Below are 16,465 nucleotides of genomic sequence, written 5' to 3' on the forward strand. Positions count from 1 at the left end.
CAGTGAGCCAACCCCACCGGTCGGCGATCGCCAAGATCGTCGGCGCGAGCCTGATCGGCACCACCATCGAGTGGTACGACTTCTTCCTCTACACCTCGGCCGCCGCCCTCGTCTTCAACAAGCTGTTCTTCCCGACGGCGAACCCGCTGACCGGCACGCTGCTGGCGTTCCTGACCTACGCCGTCGGGTTCCTCGCCCGCCCGATCGGCGGCCTCGTCTTCGGCCACTTCGGCGACCGGCTCGGGCGCAAGAAACTGCTGGTTGTCAGCCTCGTGCTGATGGGCGGCTCGACGTGCCTGATGGGCGTCCTGCCGACGTACGCGAGCGCGGGTGTCGCGGCACCCGTCCTGCTCACGCTGCTCCGGCTCGTCCAGGGCTTCGCCCTCGGCGGCGAATGGGGCGGGGCCGTCCTGATCGTCTCCGAACACGGTGACGACCGCCGCCGCGGCTTCTGGGCGAGCTGGCCGCAGTGCGGCGCGCCCGGCGGCAACCTGCTGGCCACCGCCGTCCTGGCGATCCTGTCCGGGACGCAGTCCGACGCGACCTTCATGGCGTGGGGCTGGCGGGTCCCGTTCCTGCTCTCGGGCGTCCTGCTGCTGATCGGGCTGTGGATCCGGCTGGCCGTCGCCGAGTCGCCGGTGTTCCTCGCCGCCCAGCGCCAGGCCGAGGCGCGCGTGGAAAAGCACGTTCCGGTCGTCGACGTCTTCCGCAACAGCTGGCGGCAGGTGCTGATCACGATCGGCGCGCGGATGGCCGAAAACGTCTCGTACTACGTGATCACCGCGTTCATCCTGGTGTACGTCACGACCGGGCTGCACCTGCCGAAGGGCGTCGGCCTGACCGCGGTGCTGATCGGCTCGGCCGTGCACTTCGTGACGATCCCGGTGTGGGGCGCGCTGTCCGACCGCGTCGGGCGGCGGCCGGTCTACCTGTTCGGCGCGATCGGGATGGCCTTGTGGGGCTTCGCGTTCTTCGCCCTGCTGGACACGAAGTCGTCGCCGGTGATCGTGCTGGCCGCGACCGTCGGGCTGGTGCTGCACGGCGCGATGTACGGGCCGCAGGCCGCGTTCTTCGCCGAGCAGTTCCCGACCCGGGTGCGCTACACCGGCCTGTCCGTCGGCGGGCAGCTGTCGTCGATCGCCGCCGGGGCCGTCGCGCCGCTGATTGCCGTCGCCCTGTTCTCGGCGTGGGGCAGCACCGTGCCGGTGTCGCTGTACGTCGCGGCGATGTGCCTGATCACGGTGATCGCGCTGCTGTCCGCCCGCGAAACCCGCGGCGAATCGCTGCACGACGGCGTCGAGGCGGAAACGGCGGCCGTCTCGCCCTAGCATGACCGCCGTGACCGCACCTTCGGACGCGCTGCGCCGGCTGCTCGACCTGCTCGCCTCCGGGGCGAGCACCGAGCAGCTGGCGCACGTCGTCGTGGCCGCCCGCGCCGAAGGTGCTCTCGACGCGGCCGACCTGGCCGCGCTGGCCAGCGCGGGCGAGCTGGCCCTGCGGATCCGCGAGACCCTGGCCGAGCACCGGCGGCGCGAAGCCCAGCTCACGGCGTTGTTCGAAACCGCGAGCGAGCTCGCCGCGCTGTCGGACCCGGACACCGTGCTGCGCTCGATCGTCCGGCGGGCGCGGGCGCTGCTCGGCGTCGACGTCTCCTACCTGAGCCTGAACAACGAGGCCGAGGGCAAGACCTACATCCGGGTCAGCGACGGCTCGGTGTCGGCGGAGTTCCAGCAGATCGTGCTCGGCATGGGGGAGGGGCTCGGCGGGCTGGTCGCGCAGACCGCGCGGCCGTACGCGACTTCGGACTACTTCCACGACGACCGGTTCAAGCACACCCGGCACATCGACTCCGGGGTCCAGGACGAGGGCCTGACCGCGATCCTCGGCGTCCCGCTGGCCATCGGCCCGAAGGTGCTCGGCGTGCTCTTCGCGTCCGACCGGGCCGCGCGGGAGTTCTCCGCCGACGAGGTGGCGCTGCTGTCGTCGCTGGCCGACCACGCGGCGATCGCGCTGGACAGCGCGAACCTGCTCGACCAGACGCGGCGCGCGGTCGCCGAGCTCAACGAGGCCAACGCGACGATGGAACGCGCCGAGGACGCGCACGACCGGCTGACCGATCTCGTGCTGCGCGGGGGCGATCTGCCGGACGTCGCCGACGCCGTCGCCGGTGTGCTGCACGGGGACCTCACCGTCTACGACGCCGACGGCACGCTCCTGGCGAGCTCGTCGGCCCCGGTGGCGCTCGACGCCGACGCGCTCGCCGCGGCCCGCGCCGCCGGCCGGGCGGTGTCCACAAAGGACAACTGGGTGTGTGCGGTGCAGGCGGGCCCGGAACTGCTCGGCAGCCTGGTGCTGACCGGGCGCGCCGGCCTCGGCGACCCGGACCGGCGGTTGTTCGAACGCGCCGGCGTCGTGACGGCGTTGCTGCTGATGCTGCGGCGGTCGGTGGTGCGCGCCGAGGACGAGGTCCGCGGCGAGCTGCTGACCGACCTGCTCACCGCCCCCGGGCGCAATCCCCGCGCGCTGCTGGCCCGCGGCCGTCGCCTGGGCATCGACCTGTCGGCCCCGCACGCGGTCCTGGTCGCCCACGCGGACGGCGGTTCGCGGCGGCGCGTGGCGAGCGCGGCCGCCCGGCACGCGACGCTGGTCGGGGTGCACGCGGAGGAAGTCGTGCTGCTCGCGGCGGGCGACCCGGACGAGCTGGCCCGCCGCGTCGCGGCCGACCTCGGCTCGGCGACCGGCCGCCCGGTCACGGTGGGCGCGGCGGGCCCGGCGGGCGGCCCGTCGGCGATCGCGGAGGCCCACGCGGAAGCGGCCCGGTGCGTCCGCGCGCTGCTGGCCCTCGGCCGGACCGGCGAAGGCGCAGCGATGGCCGGGCTCGGGTTCCTGGGGCAGCTCCTCGGCGACCGCGCGGACCTCGACGCGTTCGTCCGGCAGACGCTGGGACCGGTCCTGGACTACGACGAGCGCCGCGGCACCGAGCTGGTCGCGACGCTACGGGCCTACTTCGCGAACGGTTCACAGCTGGCGCGCACGAAGGATGTGCTGCACGTCCACGTGAACACGGTGGTGCAGCGGCTGGAACGGGTGGCGTCCCTGCTGGGGGAGGACTGGCAGGCGCCGGACCGGGCGCTGGAAATCCAGCTGGCGCTGCGGTTGCACCGGCTGGGCACGCCGCGGTGACGCCGGTTTTTGTCGGTGGTCTCCGGTAGCGTGGAAAACGGGGGGCGCCCCCGCGGGCTCGGTCAAGTACCCCCGCCCGGCCCTAGCGGAATCCCGCCGGGCCCGGCACGGTGGGAGTTGACGGATACCGCTATCGAGGGGGTCTCGTGAAGGAATTCGAAAACGCACTCACGGCCGCGTTCGGCGCGCGCCCGGCCGAAGTGCCGGAGCTGGCGATCGACCACCTCGACGGCCGCGCGGCCGGGCCCGGCGCGGCGCCGTTGTGCTACACCTGGGCAGCCGAGCCGGTCCGGGCGTCGACCTGCGTCACCCGCGTCGAGACGGGCCCGGCTAGCGGGTACGGCGGCACCTGCTACTGCCGCGTCGAGACGGGCCCGGCTCGCGGGTACGGCGGCACCTGCTACTGCCGCGCCGAGACGGGCTCGGCTCGCGGGTACGGCGGCACCTGCTACTGCCGCGCCGAGCCTGCCATGGCGACTGTCTGCCGGGCCGAGCCGGTGGCCGCTGCCGCCGGGTGACCGAACCGTCCCCGCCCGTCGTCGGGTTCAAGCGGCACCTCAGCACGGCTGTGGTGCCCGGCGACGCGGTTTACGTCCTCTCCGAAGACGGTGCGACGGCGCTGAGCGGGCCGCACCTGGAGTCCCTGGTTCCGTTGCTGGACGGCACCAGGGACTTCGCGGCCCTGCGCCGTGACCTGCCCGCCGGCGTCCCCGCCGACGAGGCGTCCGGCGTGCTGTCCCGGCTCGCCGACGCCGGGCTGATCGGCCTGCGCCCGGCCGCGTCCACACCCGAACTGGCCTACTGGGACACCATCGGCGGCGAACCGGCTCACGGGCGGGTCGCGCTGATCGGTGGCGACGCCGCGGCGGCCGACGCCCTGCGCGGAGCCGGGCTCACCGTGGCCGACGACGCCGACCTCTCCCTCGTGCTGTGCCACGACTACCTCGATGAAACACTGCCCGAAGTGGACGCCCGACACCGCGCGTCCGGGCGGCCGTGGCTGCTCGCGAAACCGCTCGGGGCGCGGGTGTGGCTCGGCCCGTTCTTCACCCCCGGCGACGGCCCCTGCTGGCTTTGCCTGGCCGCGCGGCTGTGGGGCAACCGGCCCGCCGAAGCCCACGTCCGCGACGCACTGGGCCGGCCAGGCCCGTTGCCGCGCCCGGAGGTCGCGTTCGCGCCCCTGACCGCCGTCGCGCTCAACCTGGTCGCCCTCGAAGCCGCCAAGTGGCTGGCCGGGCAGCGGCAGCCGGGGCAGCGTGCACTGTGGACGTTCGACAGCCGGGACCTCACCGGTGAACGCCACGAGGTGCGCGCGCGGCCGCAGTGCCCGTCCTGCGGGAACCCGGAGCTGGTGCGGGAGCGGACCCGCCGGCCCGTGGTGTTCGAGCCGCGGCCCAAGGCCCACACCGGCGGCGGCGGCCACCGCGCCCTGCCGCCCGAACAGGTCCTCGACACCTACCGGCACCTGGTCAGCCCGCTGACCGGCGTGGTCAAGGAACTGCGCCGCGACACGCGCGGCCCGGCGCTGTTCAGCTCGTTCCGCTCCGGGCCGAACATCGCACTGGGCCGCCGGGGCGCCGAACGGCTGCGCACGGCGTTGCGGAGCGAGAACGGCGGCAAGGGCGTCACCCCGCTCCAGGCCGAAGTCGGCGCACTGTGCGAGGCCCTCGAACGGCACAGCGGTCACCACGACGGCGACGAAGAACGAGTACGCGCCAGTTTCCGTTCACTGGGCGACAAAGCCGTGCACCCGGACACGTGCCAGCTGTTCCACGAACGCCAGTTCGCCGATCGGGCGCGCACCAACGCGAGCCACGGGCCGTTCCAGTTCGTCTGCGAACCGTTCGACGACGACGCCGTGCTCGACTGGACGCCGGTGTGGTCGCTCACCCGCGGCGAGCACCGGCTGTTCCCGACCGCCATGCTGTACTTCGGCGCGCCCGGGGCGGCGTCGCTGTTCCCCGATTCGAACGGCAACGCCGCGGGCAGCACCCTGGAAGACGCCGCCCTGCAAGGGATGCTCGAGGTCGTCGAACGCGACGCCGTCGCGCTGTGGTGGTACAACCGGACCCGGCAGCCGGCCGTCGACCTGGACGCCTCCGGCGACCCCTGGATCGCCGAGCTGCGGCAGGTGTACGCCGGTCTGGGCCGCGAGGTCTGGGTCCTCGACCTCACGTCCGACCTCGGCGTGCCGGTGATGGTGGCGCTGTCGCGGCGGACCGAGGGCCCTCGTGAGGCGATCATGCTGGGGTTCGGCGCGCACCTCGACCCGGCCGTCGCGCTGCGGCGCGCGTTGACCGAGCTGAACCAGATGATGCCCCCGGTCCTCGACGGCTGGGACGGCGGCGACGACCCGGACGCGGTGCGGTGGCTGCGCGACGCGACGGTCGCCGCCGAGCCGTACCTGCTGCCCGATCCGGCCGCCGGACCGGCGCCGTTGCGCGATGCCTCTTCGCCGGACCTCCTCGCGGACGTGGAACTGGTGCAGGCCAGGCTCGAAGCGGCCGGGCTGGAGGTGTTCGTGCTCGACCAGACGCGGCCCGACATCGGCCTGCCCGTGGTCAAGGTGCTCGTGCCGGGCCTGCGCGGGTTCTGGGCGCGGTTCGCCCCCGGCCGGCTCTACGACGTGCCGGTGCGGCTCGGCCGGCTGGCCGAGCCGACCGCCTACGAAGACCTCAACCCGAGGCGGATCTTCCTCTAGCACTGGCCGTCGGCGAGGACCCAGTAGCCGGGTGACGTCTCCCGCAGGGCGTGCACGGTGAACGTGTTCCACAGCCCCATGGCCTGGTTCGAGCCGTTCGCGTACGTCTGGCCGGCGCTCTGGTGCGCGCGGCCCGCCTGCGTGTGGGCGTAGTTGCTGGCGCTCACGCAGGGGCCCGCCGGCGTGGTGGACGACGTCGTGGTGGTCGGCGTCGTCGTCGGCGGTGGGGTGGTCGATCCGTTGTCCAGCCCGAAGAACACGCCGGTGTAGTAGCTGGAGCAGATGCCGGCCAGGAAGTACGCGCCGGTGCTGCCGCACTGGGTCGGGCCCGTGCCCGGGTCGACCGCGGTGCCGTGGCCCATGCCCGCGATCGAGTACAGCTGCACCCGGCCGCCGTAGTTCGTCAGCGTGGTGCCGCCGGGCAGGGACTGCGTGCTCGCCGGGGTCTGGGAAACGCCGTGCACGGCGGTCCACTGGTCGCGCAGCTCGGTGCCGTTGACCGGGTAGACGGTGTAGTCGGCGGTGCCCTGCCAGATCGCGACGCGCGGCCACGGGCCGCCGTAGCCGGGGTACTGCGCCTTGACCTTCGCCGCCCACTGCGCCGGCGTCAGGCGCTGGTCGTTCTGCTGGCAGTTCGTCGCCTCGATGATGCTCGTGGCGCACTGGGCGGGCAGCCCGGAGTCGATCCCGCCCGCGGCGAAGACGTCCGGGTAGGCCGCGAGCAGGTCGGCGGTCATGGCGCCACCGGCCGACAACCCGGTGACGAACACCCGGGAGCGGTCCGAGCCGTGGTCCGCGATCGCCTTGTCCACCATGGACCTGACCGACGCGGCTTCGCCGTTGCCGCGGGTGTCGTCGGCGGTGGAGAACCAGTTGAAGCACTTCGACGAGTTGTTCGCGGTCGACTGCTGGGGGAACACGACCTCGAACCGCCAGCGGTCGGCCAGCCCGGGCCAGCCGGAGTGGGCGTAGTAGTCCGCGGCGCTCTGCGTGCAGCCGTGCAGCGCGACGACCACCGGACGGCCGGCTTCCAGGCCGGCGGGCGTGTAGGTGTACATCGCCAGCGCACCGGGGTTGGCGCCGAAGGACGAGACCGGCACGAGGGAGGACGGGGGCGGATCGGCGGCCGCCACCCCGACGGTGGTGAGCACGGCGGCGGTGATCGCGGCGAGGCCGGCGAAGGCGAGTTTGCGCATGGTGAGTTCCTTCTCGTCGTTGAGAGGGGCCCCGGTGACGCTAAGACGGCGCCGCCGTCGGCGACCATGTGGCTGCCCACCACAACGGCCCGGCGATTAGTGGTGGCCGGCGGGATGGCTTCCGGCCGGCGCACGCGCTTGGGTTCGGTCCATCGGACAGCGGAGGTGAACCGTGCGGGGTTGGCTGGCTTGGGTTCTGGCGGGAGCGCTCGTGGCGGCGCTGCCCGCGTCGGCGTCGGCTTCGGCCGGGCGCTGCAGCGTGGGCGTGCCCGGTGCCGAACGGTCGGTGGCCGCGTGCCTCGACGACCTGACGACGACCGGGGCGCTCGCGTCCGGGCACACCGTCGAGGCGGACTGGGCGGGGCTGACGTCGGCGGGCCTGCCGACGTTCGGCGCGGTGCCCGGCGTGCAGGTGGACGGCTACTTCCCGGACACGTCGACGGCGAACACCAACCACGGCTGGAACCACGACGCGCAGTTCGTGCTGCGCCTGCCGGACCGGTGGAACGGCGGCCTCGTCGTCGCCGGCTCGCCCGGCGTCCGGCGCCAGTACGCGAACGACCGCGCGATCGGGGACCAGGCGCTGGCCGAGGGTTACGCGTTCGCCGCGACCGACAAGGGCAACACCGGCGCGGCCTTCTACACCGACGGCGTCCGGCCGGGGGACGCGCTCGCGGAGTGGAACTCGCGCGTCACGCAGCTGACGCTGGCCGCGCGCGCGGCGGCGGCCCGGCACTACGGCCGTCCGGTCGCGAAGACCCTCGCGGCCGGGCTGTCCAACGGCGGGTACCTCGTGCGGTGGCAGCTGGAGAACCGGCCGTGGCTCTACGACGGCGGCGTCGACTGGGAGGGCACGCTCTGGCGGGCGGACGGCCCGAACCTGCTCACGTTCCTGCCGCCGGCCCTACGCGCCTACCCGGCGTACGCGGCCGGGTCGGAGTCGGCGCACCAGTCCATTGTGGACGCCGGGTTCGCGCCGGGGTCGGAGTTCCTGTGGGACTACCACTACCGCGTCTACTGGGACCTGACCCAGCGGATCTACCGCGAGGAGGTCGACCCGTCGTTCGACGGCTCGCTCGAGGGCGGAACCCCGTTCTGCGCTTCGGGGACGCCGTCCTGCGACGCGGACTACGCGTATGCCTCGCGGCCGGCGTCGGTGACGCGGGCGGTGGAGCGGATCTCGCTGACCGGGCGGATCGGCAAGCCCCTGCTGACGCTGCACGGCACGCTCGACACGCTGCTGCCGATCACCCGCGACTCCGACGTCTACGACCGGATGATCACGGCCGCGGGCCGCGGCGCGCTGCACCGGTACTACCGGGTGGCGGGCGGCAACCACGTGGACGGGCTGGTCGACGCGTTCCCGGACCGGCTGCGCCCGCTCGGCCCGTGCTTCCGGACGGCGTTCGACGCCCTGGCGGGGTGGCTGCGCGGCGGGCGTCCACCGGCCTCGGCGACGATCGCCCGCCCCGCCGGGGCGACCCCGGCGGAGCTGGCCCGCACCTGCTCACTGGGCTGACCTCAAGCGCCCCAATGTGGCGTTCGGTGCGTCGGATGCACCGAACGCCACATTGGGTGCGTCGGACGCAACCAACGCCACATTGGGTGCGTCGGACGCAACCAACGCCACATTGGGGCGCAGGCGGGCGCGCGGCGGGGTGCGCGAATCGTGCGGAAATATCGGTGAACCGGATCGAACCGAGGGCCGTACTACTCAGTGACGGGCCAGGTCCAACTCGCGGCCGAACCCGTGCTGACCTGCCGTTTCACCGTCCGGACGGGTGACCTCTTTCGGCCGCTTGCGGGAGCGTCGATCGTCATTCATGATGGGCTCGGGGTCCGCGAAATTCGTTGATGTCGAATATCCAGGTGTCGGCCATGCTGCGGAAGAACCGTCCGTCCGGAAGTGAACGTCATGCTCCTACCTGTGCCCGGGGCCGCTTGATGGCCGTTGACCTGCCGGGGCTCGCGATCGTCGCCGGGCTGCTGCTGCCGGCCTTCGCCGCGGCGGCCTGGGCGATCGTCCTGGAACGGCGTCCGCGCCTGCCGCCGGCCGGGCCCGAGCCCGAACCGGACTTCACCGTGGCCGGCATCCAGTCACGCCTGCGTCGCGAGGTGGCCGCGCGGAGGCTGGCCGAAGCAGGCACGGTCGCGTTGCCGACCCTGCCGATCCCGGCGCAGACGCGGCGCGAACCGGTGTCCGGGCGGCTGCCGTTGCGGGTGGCCGGCACCCTCCCGGCCCTGTCCCGCCCCCGGCCGGCCCTGGCCTCCCCGTTCGCCTTCGCGCCCCCGGACACCGACCTCATGCGGCGCATCCTGGACGGGCTGCGCAAGCTGGACTGACGTCACGAGCCCAGCGCGGCGGGGGACTCGGCCTCCGGGATCAGCAGGCTGGGCGCGCCCGAGCCGTCGGCCGGGACCGACCAGACGTCCGCGTGACCCGGGCCGCGGGGCACGCCGTAGCCGATCGTGTGGTCGTCCAGCCAGGCCGGCTGGTCGTCGACGCTGCGGGTCTCCGCCAGCGGCGTCACCCTCGACGTCGCCAGGTCCAGCACGGACAGCCGCCAGCCCTTGGCCGGGTCACCGTCCAGGGCGGACTTGAACGCCACCCGCGTCCCGGCCGGAGACAGCGACGGGCACTCGACGTTCTCGTGCAGCGTGCGCACGGTGTGGGCGGCGAAGTCGCCCGCGACCAGGTAGCGGTGACCGGCCGTCGACATCGTCGCGTAGAAGCGGCGGTCGTCGCGGGTGAACGTCACGCCCCAGAAGTTGAGGTCGGCGGCCTGGTACGGCCGGCCGTCCACGGTCACCGCGTAGTCCTCCAGCGTGCCCGCGAGGTCACCGGTGGCCGTGTCGAGGATGCCGGCGCGGGTGGAGAACAGGCCGCCGTTGTAGGAATCACCGGTGACGAACACCGTCCACGCGAGCATCCGGCCGCTCGCCGACACCCGCGCCCGGTTCGGCAGCCCGACCAGCGGGTTCTCCCGCTGCACGGCCAGCCCGCGGTCGAGCACCGCCAGCTGGTAAGTGGTCAGGTCGCCGTCCTGGCGCAGGCAGAGCCCGGTGCCGCCGGCGGCGTACACCCGGACGCACGACAGCGGCGACACCGTCCGCGGGCCGCCGGGGTCGCCGGCCGGTACCGTGGCGATGTGCCCGCGGTCGGTGTCGGCGGTGCTGCGGAACAGCAGCCGCGGGCCCGGGGCGAGGCTGACCGCGCCGGTCGCGGCGACGTCGTGGCCGCGCGCACTGGCGAACCCGACGTAGGCGACCGCCGCCCCGGCCAGCACGAGCACACCGACGACGGCGATCAGCACCCGGGTCTTCACGCCGCCACCTTCCGCGGAGCGAGCACCGCGAACGTCACGGCGATCGCGACCATGGCCCCGCCCGCCGCGACGACGATCGCGCGGTCCGCGCCCCAGAACTGCCACGCCAGTCCGAAGAGGACGGACGAGGCGAAGTAGGCGAGCGCCTGCGCGGTCTGGACGAGCGAGATTCCCGTGGTGCGCAACGACTCCGGCAGCAGGGGACCGGCCAGGGCCATCAGGACGCCGTCGGTCGCGGCGTAGAAGGCGCCGTACAACGCCAGGGCGAGCGCGAACAGCGGCCAGCCCGACACCGGCCCGGCCAGCAGCAGGTAGACCAGCGCCAGGGCGCCGTAGCCGCCGAGCACCACCGGCAGCCGGCCGACCCGGTCGGCGAGGGCGCCCAGCGGCGCGGCGAGCAGCAGGTAGCTGAGGTTCGTGCCCACCGCGAGCAGCGGGAACCAGCCGGTGGCGATGTCTTCCTTGTGCTGCAGCAGCAGGTAGACGAACCCGTCGCCGACCGTGGCCAGCCCGAGCACGCACGCGGCCACCAGCAGCCGCCGGACGCCGCTGCCGCGCAGCAAAGCCGCGGCCGCGCGGGGCGAAACCGGGTTCGCGGTGGCTTTCGGCGTCCGGCGGTCGCGGACGAACAGCACCAGCAGCAGGACGCCGATCGCGGCGATGCAGAAGCTGACGACGAACACGGCGTCGAACGCCTCGGGATCGGCGGTTCCGACGGCGGCCAGCACGGCGAGTGCGACCAGGGGACCGGCGAAGGCGCCCATGCTGTCCATTGCCCGGTGCACACCGAACGCCCGCCCGAGCAGCGGTTCGGGCGCCGACAGGGTGATGAGCGCGTCGCGCGGCGCCGTCCGCAGACCCTTGCCGGTGCGGTCGAGGGTGATCACCGCGCCGATGGCGGCCGCCGACGCCCCGGCCGCGAGCAGGCCGAGCTTCGCCACCGCGGACAGCGCGTAGCCCACGCCGGCCACGGCCTTGCGCCGCCGGACCCGGTCGGCGACGTACCCGCCGACGATCCGGAGCAAGGCCGTCGCGCCGGTGTAGAGGCCGTCGACCAACCCGTACGCGGCCGGGCCGAGGTGCAGCCCGAGCACCAGGTACACCGGCAGGATCGCGGTGACCATCTCCGAGGAGACGTCGGTGACCAGGCTGACGGCACCGAGCGCGAACACGTTCGCGCCGACCGCCGAGAGCTTGCGCCGGGACACCGTCCCAGCATGCTCCCGGCGGCCGATGGTGGACAGGTACACGCGGTTACTGCCAGACGTCGGTGATCGGCGACTTGCTCGCGGCGTTGCCGATGCCGGGCAGGCCGTACGAAGCCTCGATCGTGCGCAGCACGGTGTAGTGGTTGATCGACTCGCTGTAGCTGCCGACCTTGACTCCTGCGCCGGTGAACGTGGTGAAGATCTGGTTGACCGACGTGCCGCTGTCCTCGTCGAAGGTGACGATCAGCAGGCTGTTGTGCGTCTTGGCCCACTGGGCGTAGGCGTCGAGGTTCTTCTTCAGCCAGGTGTCGCCGGTGCCGATGCTGCAGTCGTGCATGTCGTTGCACATGTCGGGCGTGACGAACGAGACGGTCGGCAGCTGGGTCAAGTCCGAAGGGAAGCCCGACAACCGGACGTTACTGGCGGCGGGGACGTTCGAGAAGTCGACCCAGCTGTTGTGCTTGCGCCGGTAGGTGCCGCTGGAGCAGCCGGTGTAGCCGTCGGACGGCATGGCTTCGGAGTAGCCCTTGAAGCTCTTGCCGGCGTCGATCAGCTGGCGGCCGAGGTTGGCCTTGGTGCCGAGGCTCGCCGGGCAGCTGTCGTCGGTGACGCCCTGCGTCGCGCCGGAGAAGAGGGCGACGTAGTTGGGCTGGCTCGGGTGGGTGATCGCGAAGGAGTTCGTGAACTTGGCGCTCTGCGAGGCGAGGGTGTTGAAGTAGGACGCGCTGGAACTGCCGTTGATCGAGGAGTACTTCTTGTTCTCGAACATCACCAGGACGATGTGGTCGAACGCGGGCACGGTCGACGCGGTCGGCCGGATCGCGGTGGGCTCGTCCGTTCCGGTGACGACGGCCGCGGTGACGACACCGGCTGTGACCAGGGTGGCGGCGGCGAACGCGGCGAAGATCCGCTTCCGGATCATGGGTCCTCCAACGGTGGCGGGTGAGGGCGCCTCATGATGTCCACGGCAGGGGGCCGGGACGTGCCGTGTCGTGGTCCGGCTCGTGAACACCAGGAAACCTCCGGCGGACAACGGAAAGAGTGGGTTGATGCCTTTCCGGTGTCAACCCCCATTGGTAGGTGTCCACAATGGTGGGTCGGGGAACTGACAGGTCGCTCCCAGCTCGTTCAAAGCAACGACGCCGACACTCGGTTCCATGGAACCCACCAGCACCGGCGGCGCGGCCCGCCGCGAGCACGGCCGCCGCAAGGCCGCCCTGGCCACGGCGGCCGCGGCCCTGCTGGGCGCGGCCGCGGCCGGCGCGATCGGCTTCGGCCTCTCGACGGCTTCGGCGGACACCTCGTCCACGTCCACCACCACCTCGACCGGCTCGGACGACCAGCTGCAGGCCCCGGACAGCGGCCTGAGCTCCGGTTCCGGCCCGGCGCACACGGGCTCGGGGGCCTCGTGACCACGGCATTCCCGGCGCTGGGGACAACGGCGGAGATCGTGGTGACCGACCCGGCCCGGCTGGCTCCGGCGGCGGCCCTCCTGCGGGAGGAACTGGCGGCGATCGACGCGGCCTGCAGCCGCTTCCGCCCGGACTCGGAGATTTCCCGCCTGCACGAGGCGGCGGGAAAGCAGGTCCGGGTGGGGCCGCTCCTGGCGGAGGCGCTCGCGGTGGCGTTCCGCGCGGCCCGCTTGACGGGCGGGCTGGTGGACCCGACGGTCGGGGCGGCGGTGCGGGATCTGGGGTACGACCGGGATTTCGCGTCGGTTGCCGATGATCGGGACATCGCCACCACCACCACCACCACCGCCACCGCCGCCACCGCCGCCGCCGCCGGCGAGCCCGCGCCCGGCTGGCACCGCGTGCTCTTCGACCCCCGCCGGCGGCTCGTCGTCCTCCCGCGTGGTGTGCAGCTCGACCTCGGCGCGACCGCGAAAGCCCTCGCCGCCGACCGGGCCGCGCGCCGCATCCACGCCGCCCTCGGTTGCGGTGTCCTCGTCAACCTCGGCGGTGATCTCCGGGCGGTCGGCGCCTCGCCCGACGGCGGCTGGCAGGTCGCGCTCGGGGATGATCACGCCGGGGCCGTTGCCCGGCCCGATACCTCCGTCGCCCTCACCCGTGACGGGGCCCTCGCCACCTCCGGGACCACCCGGCGGCGGTGGCGCCGCGGCGGCCGGACCGTGCACCACATCGTCGATCCGCGGACCGGGGACCTGCCCGGGCCGCGCTGGCGCACCGTCACCGTCGTGGCCAAGTCCGCTGTGGACGCCAATACCGCGAGCACCGCCGCGATCGTGCTCGGCTCCGGCGCGCCGGACTGGCTCGCGCGGCGGCGGCTGCCCGCGCGGCTCGTCGGCGTCGGCGGCGACGTCGTCACCACGCCCGGGTGGCCGTCGTGAGCTCCGCCGTCTGGTACTTCAGCCGTGCCACCGGGCTCGTTTCGCTGGTGCTCTTCACCTCGGTCGTCGTCCTCGGCGCGCTCGGCGCCGGGCGGTTCGCCACGCGCGGGTGGCCGCGGTTCACCGTCGCCGCCGTGCACCGGAACCTCGCCCTGACCAGCCTCGCGTTCCTCGCCGTGCACATCGCGTCGGCGGTCCTCGACGGCTACGTCCCGCTCGGCTGGTTCGACGTCGTCGTCCCCTTCGGCGCCGGCTACCGGCCGCTGTGGGTCGGCCTCGGCGCCGTCGCGGTCGACCTGCTGCTCGCCATCGTCGTCACCAGCCTGGTGCGGACCCGGATCCCGGCGCGGGCCTGGCGGGCTGTGCACTGGCTCGCCTACCTGTGCTGGCCCATCGCGCTGGTGCACGGCTTCGGCATGGCCGAAAACGATTCCGCGTACGGCTGGATCGTCGCGCTCGACGCGCTGTGCGTACTGGCGGTGGCCGCCGTCGCCGCCTACCGGGCCGCGCACGCCCGCAAGTTCGCTGCCCTGGGAGGCACCCGATGAGCATCCTGCCCCCGCACCGGCTCGACCTGGCCGGCCACCGGCGCCGCAACGGCGTCGTCCCGTGGGTCGCCTACCACGGTGACGACGGCCGCGACCGGCTGATCGAGGCCGTCGAAGCGGCGGACCTGCGCGGCCGCGGCGGCGCGGGCTTCCCGACCGCCGTGAAGCTGCGCGCGGCCCGGTCGAAGCGCTCGATCGTCGTCGCGAACGGGTGCGAAGGCGACCCGCTGAGCCAGAAGGACGTTGCCCTGCTGAGCCTTTCGCCGCACCTCGTGCTCGACGGCCTGCAGCTCGCCGCGCACGCCGTCGGGGCGAGCGAGGCCGTTCTGTGCGTGCACGCCGGCAGCCCGGTGCTGCCAGGTGTCACCGCGGCCCTGGCCGAGCGCGACGACCGGGTGCCGGTGCGATTAGCGGAAGTCCCGCGCCGGTACGTCGCCAGCGAGGAGACCGCGCTCGTCCGCTACCTGACGTCGGGGGACGCGCGGCCGCTCGGCAAGCTTCCGCGGCCCGCCGAACGCGGGGTGCACGGCCGTCCGACGCTGGTGTCCAATGTGGACACGCTGGCGCAGCTGGCGTCGGCGGTCCTCCTCGGCCCGCACCACTACCGCGCGGCCCGGACCGACCTGGTCACGGTGACCGGCGCGGTCCGGCGGCCCGGCGTCGCCGAAGTGCCCGCCGGGACGTCCCTGGCCGGGGTGCTGGCCGCGGCGGGCGGCGAAGCGGAGCCGGTGCAGGCCGTGCTCGCCGGTGGTTGCGGCGGCAGCTGGACGGCGGACCTCGACGGCGGCCTGCCGGGCATCGCGGCCGTGTACGTGCTCCCGGCGCGCGCGTGCGGGCTGGAGTACACGGTGAGAGTGCTGGCGTTCCTGGCCGCGGAGTCGGCCCGGCAGTGCGGGCCGTGCCGGTTCGGCCTGCCGTCGATCGCGGCGGACTTCGCGGAGCTGCTGCGCGGCGGCCCGTCGACGTCCCGGCTGGCCCGCCGCCTCCCGCTGCTGCCCGGCCGCGGCGCGTGCGCCCACCCGGACGGCGCGGCCCGCCTCGCGGCGAGCGCGTTGCGGGTGTTCGCCGCGGACGTCCACGCGCACCAGGCCGGCGGCCGGTGCCGGGTGCCGGCGGGTGTGGCGTGAAGGTGACGGTGGACCCGATCGGCTGCCGCGCGCACGGGCTGTGCGCGGACCTGCTCCCCGAGCTGGTCCGGCTCGACGAGTGGGGCTACCCGGTGGTGGCGCCCGGTCCGGTGCCCCCGGAGCTGGCCGGGGAGGCCCGCCGCGCGGCCGCGGCGTGCCCGGCGCTGGCGTTGCGGCTGCGGAAGGGGTGAAGGGTAGTCTCCGGCGGTGGAACCGGACGAGAGCGCGGCGGGCTGGGACGCGATCGAAGCCGCGGTGGAGGCGCACCTCCCGGCGCAGAACCGCTGCACTGGGGCACGGGCAGGCTGCCCGGCCAGGACGGCTTGTACGGGCTCAGCGCCTACCGCGGTGACGGGTACTGGCTGCTGGTCACCTTCGGCCTGACCGAGCTGTTCGGCAAAGACAGCGACGACCCCGCCACCAGCGGGTTCGGGTTCGAGCTCACCCTGCGCGTCCCGGCCACCGGTGACCAGCCCGCGCCCTGGTCGCTGACGCTGCTCGAGCGGCTCGGCCAGTACGTGTTCTCCACCGGCCGGGTGTTCGAGGCGGGGCACCGGCTGAGCCCGGGCGGCCCGATCACCGGCTCGCCGGACACGCGGCTCACCGCGATCGCGTTCGCCGACGACCCGGTGCTCGGCCCGATCGGCACCCCGCACGGCGCCGTCCGGTTCCTGACCGTCTTCGGCATCACCGAGGACGAACTCCGCGCGGCCCAGGAGACGACCACGGCCGAGGTACTGGCGGGCCTCCGTGCCGGCAATCCGCTGCTGATCACCGATTCCGCGCGGTAAATCCGGTCGTGCCGCCGCCCGTGGGTGGTTACCCT

16 protein-coding genes are annotated in these 16,465 nt (G+C 73.7%); 12 read left to right on the plus strand and 4 right to left on the minus strand.

Annotated elements, in window-relative coordinates; genetic code table 11:
- The first annotated feature begins 2 nt into the window (after window positions 1–2).
- The 4 genes from C2L59_RS00375 (at window position 3) to C2L59_RS00390 (ending at window position 5,884) form a co-directional block, all read left to right on the plus strand.
- Window positions 3–1,328, plus strand: coding sequence for an MFS transporter (locus C2L59_RS00375; RefSeq protein WP_103347490.1), 1,326 nt, complete (start codon window positions 3–5; stop codon window positions 1,326–1,328).
- A gap of 1 nt (window position 1,329) precedes the next feature.
- A complete protein-coding gene (locus tag C2L59_RS00380; RefSeq protein WP_103347491.1) occupies window positions 1,330–3,183 on the plus strand; it encodes a GAF domain-containing protein in 1,854 nt (617 codons plus the stop codon).
- Between the two features lie 146 nt (window positions 3,184–3,329).
- Window positions 3,330–3,701 (plus strand): hypothetical protein, encoded by a 372-nt coding sequence (locus C2L59_RS00385; RefSeq protein ID WP_103347492.1) that lies wholly within the window; start codon window positions 3,330–3,332, stop codon window positions 3,699–3,701.
- Window positions 3,698–5,884: a TOMM precursor leader peptide-binding protein gene (locus C2L59_RS00390; protein ID WP_103347493.1), complete on the plus strand. Its 2,187-nt coding sequence runs from the start codon at window positions 3,698–3,700 to the stop codon at window positions 5,882–5,884. Before C2L59_RS00385 ends, C2L59_RS00390 begins: the two co-directional genes overlap by 4 nt.
- On the opposite strand, the gene C2L59_RS00395 is transcribed toward C2L59_RS00390, so the two are convergent.
- A complete protein-coding gene (locus tag C2L59_RS00395) occupies window positions 5,881–7,080 on the minus strand; it encodes a PHB depolymerase family esterase (protein ID WP_103347494.1) in 1,200 nt (399 codons plus the stop codon). The genes C2L59_RS00390 and C2L59_RS00395 overlap by 4 nt on opposite strands.
- 211 nt (window positions 7,081–7,291) lie before the next feature.
- Between C2L59_RS00395 and C2L59_RS00400 the strand changes: the two genes are divergently transcribed.
- Window positions 7,292–8,599 carry a tannase/feruloyl esterase family alpha/beta hydrolase gene (locus C2L59_RS00400; protein ID WP_233223183.1) on the plus strand — a complete coding sequence of 436 codons (1,308 nt, stop codon included), beginning with the start codon at window positions 7,292–7,294 and terminating at the stop codon, window positions 8,597–8,599.
- 425 nt (window positions 8,600–9,024) lie between these two features.
- Window positions 9,025–9,423 carry a hypothetical protein gene (locus tag C2L59_RS00410; protein WP_103347496.1) on the plus strand — a complete coding sequence of 133 codons (399 nt, stop codon included), beginning with the start codon at window positions 9,025–9,027 and terminating at the stop codon, window positions 9,421–9,423.
- 2 nt (window positions 9,424–9,425) lie between these two features.
- Here C2L59_RS00410 and C2L59_RS00415 read toward each other — a convergent pair whose 3' ends face one another.
- Genes C2L59_RS00415 through C2L59_RS00425 form a run of 3 tightly spaced genes read right to left on the minus strand, consistent with a single transcriptional unit; the run spans window position 9,426 to window position 12,536 of the window.
- Entirely contained in the window at window positions 9,426–10,406 is a 981-nt protein-coding gene (locus tag C2L59_RS00415) for a hypothetical protein (protein ID WP_103347497.1), read from the minus strand.
- Window positions 10,403–11,656 (minus strand): MFS transporter, encoded by a 1,254-nt coding sequence (locus C2L59_RS00420; protein WP_370444701.1) that lies wholly within the window; start codon window positions 11,654–11,656, stop codon window positions 10,403–10,405. The genes C2L59_RS00415 and C2L59_RS00420 overlap by 4 nt, the downstream gene beginning before the upstream one ends.
- 4 nt (window positions 11,657–11,660) lie before the next feature.
- A complete protein-coding gene (locus tag C2L59_RS00425) occupies window positions 11,661–12,536 on the minus strand; it encodes an alkaline phosphatase family protein (RefSeq protein ID WP_103347499.1) in 876 nt (291 codons plus the stop codon).
- A gap of 235 nt (window positions 12,537–12,771) precedes the next feature.
- Here C2L59_RS00425 and C2L59_RS00430 point away from each other — a divergent pair, with 235 nt between their 5' ends.
- From C2L59_RS00430 to C2L59_RS00455, 6 genes are all read left to right on the plus strand, one after another.
- Window positions 12,772–13,026 carry a hypothetical protein gene (locus tag C2L59_RS00430; protein WP_103347500.1) on the plus strand — a complete coding sequence of 85 codons (255 nt, stop codon included), beginning with the start codon at window positions 12,772–12,774 and terminating at the stop codon, window positions 13,024–13,026.
- Window positions 13,023–13,964, plus strand: a complete 942-nt coding sequence (locus tag C2L59_RS00435; protein ID WP_103347501.1) for an FAD:protein FMN transferase — start codon at window positions 13,023–13,025, stop codon at window positions 13,962–13,964. The genes C2L59_RS00430 and C2L59_RS00435 overlap by 4 nt, the downstream gene beginning before the upstream one ends.
- Window positions 13,961–14,512, plus strand: a complete 552-nt coding sequence (locus C2L59_RS00440; protein WP_103347692.1) for a ferric reductase-like transmembrane domain-containing protein — start codon at window positions 13,961–13,963, stop codon at window positions 14,510–14,512. The genes C2L59_RS00435 and C2L59_RS00440 overlap by 4 nt, the downstream gene beginning before the upstream one ends.
- Window positions 14,509–15,639, plus strand: coding sequence for an NADH-ubiquinone oxidoreductase-F iron-sulfur binding region domain-containing protein (locus tag C2L59_RS00445; RefSeq protein WP_103347502.1), 1,131 nt, complete (start codon window positions 14,509–14,511; stop codon window positions 15,637–15,639). The genes C2L59_RS00440 and C2L59_RS00445 overlap by 4 nt, the downstream gene beginning before the upstream one ends.
- Window positions 15,636–15,830, plus strand: a complete 195-nt coding sequence (locus C2L59_RS00450) for a ferredoxin (protein ID WP_233223184.1) — start codon at window positions 15,636–15,638, stop codon at window positions 15,828–15,830. The genes C2L59_RS00445 and C2L59_RS00450 overlap by 4 nt, the downstream gene beginning before the upstream one ends.
- Window positions 15,831–15,962: 132 nt before the next feature.
- Complete coding sequence (locus C2L59_RS00455) at window positions 15,963–16,430, plus strand: suppressor of fused domain protein (protein WP_158263006.1); 468 nt, start codon at window positions 15,963–15,965, stop codon at window positions 16,428–16,430.
- The last annotated feature ends 35 nt before the right edge of the window (window positions 16,431–16,465 follow it).

This window comes from Amycolatopsis sp. CA-128772 (genome assembly GCF_002904295.1).
GTDB lineage: Bacteria > Actinomycetota > Actinomycetes > Mycobacteriales > Pseudonocardiaceae > Amycolatopsis.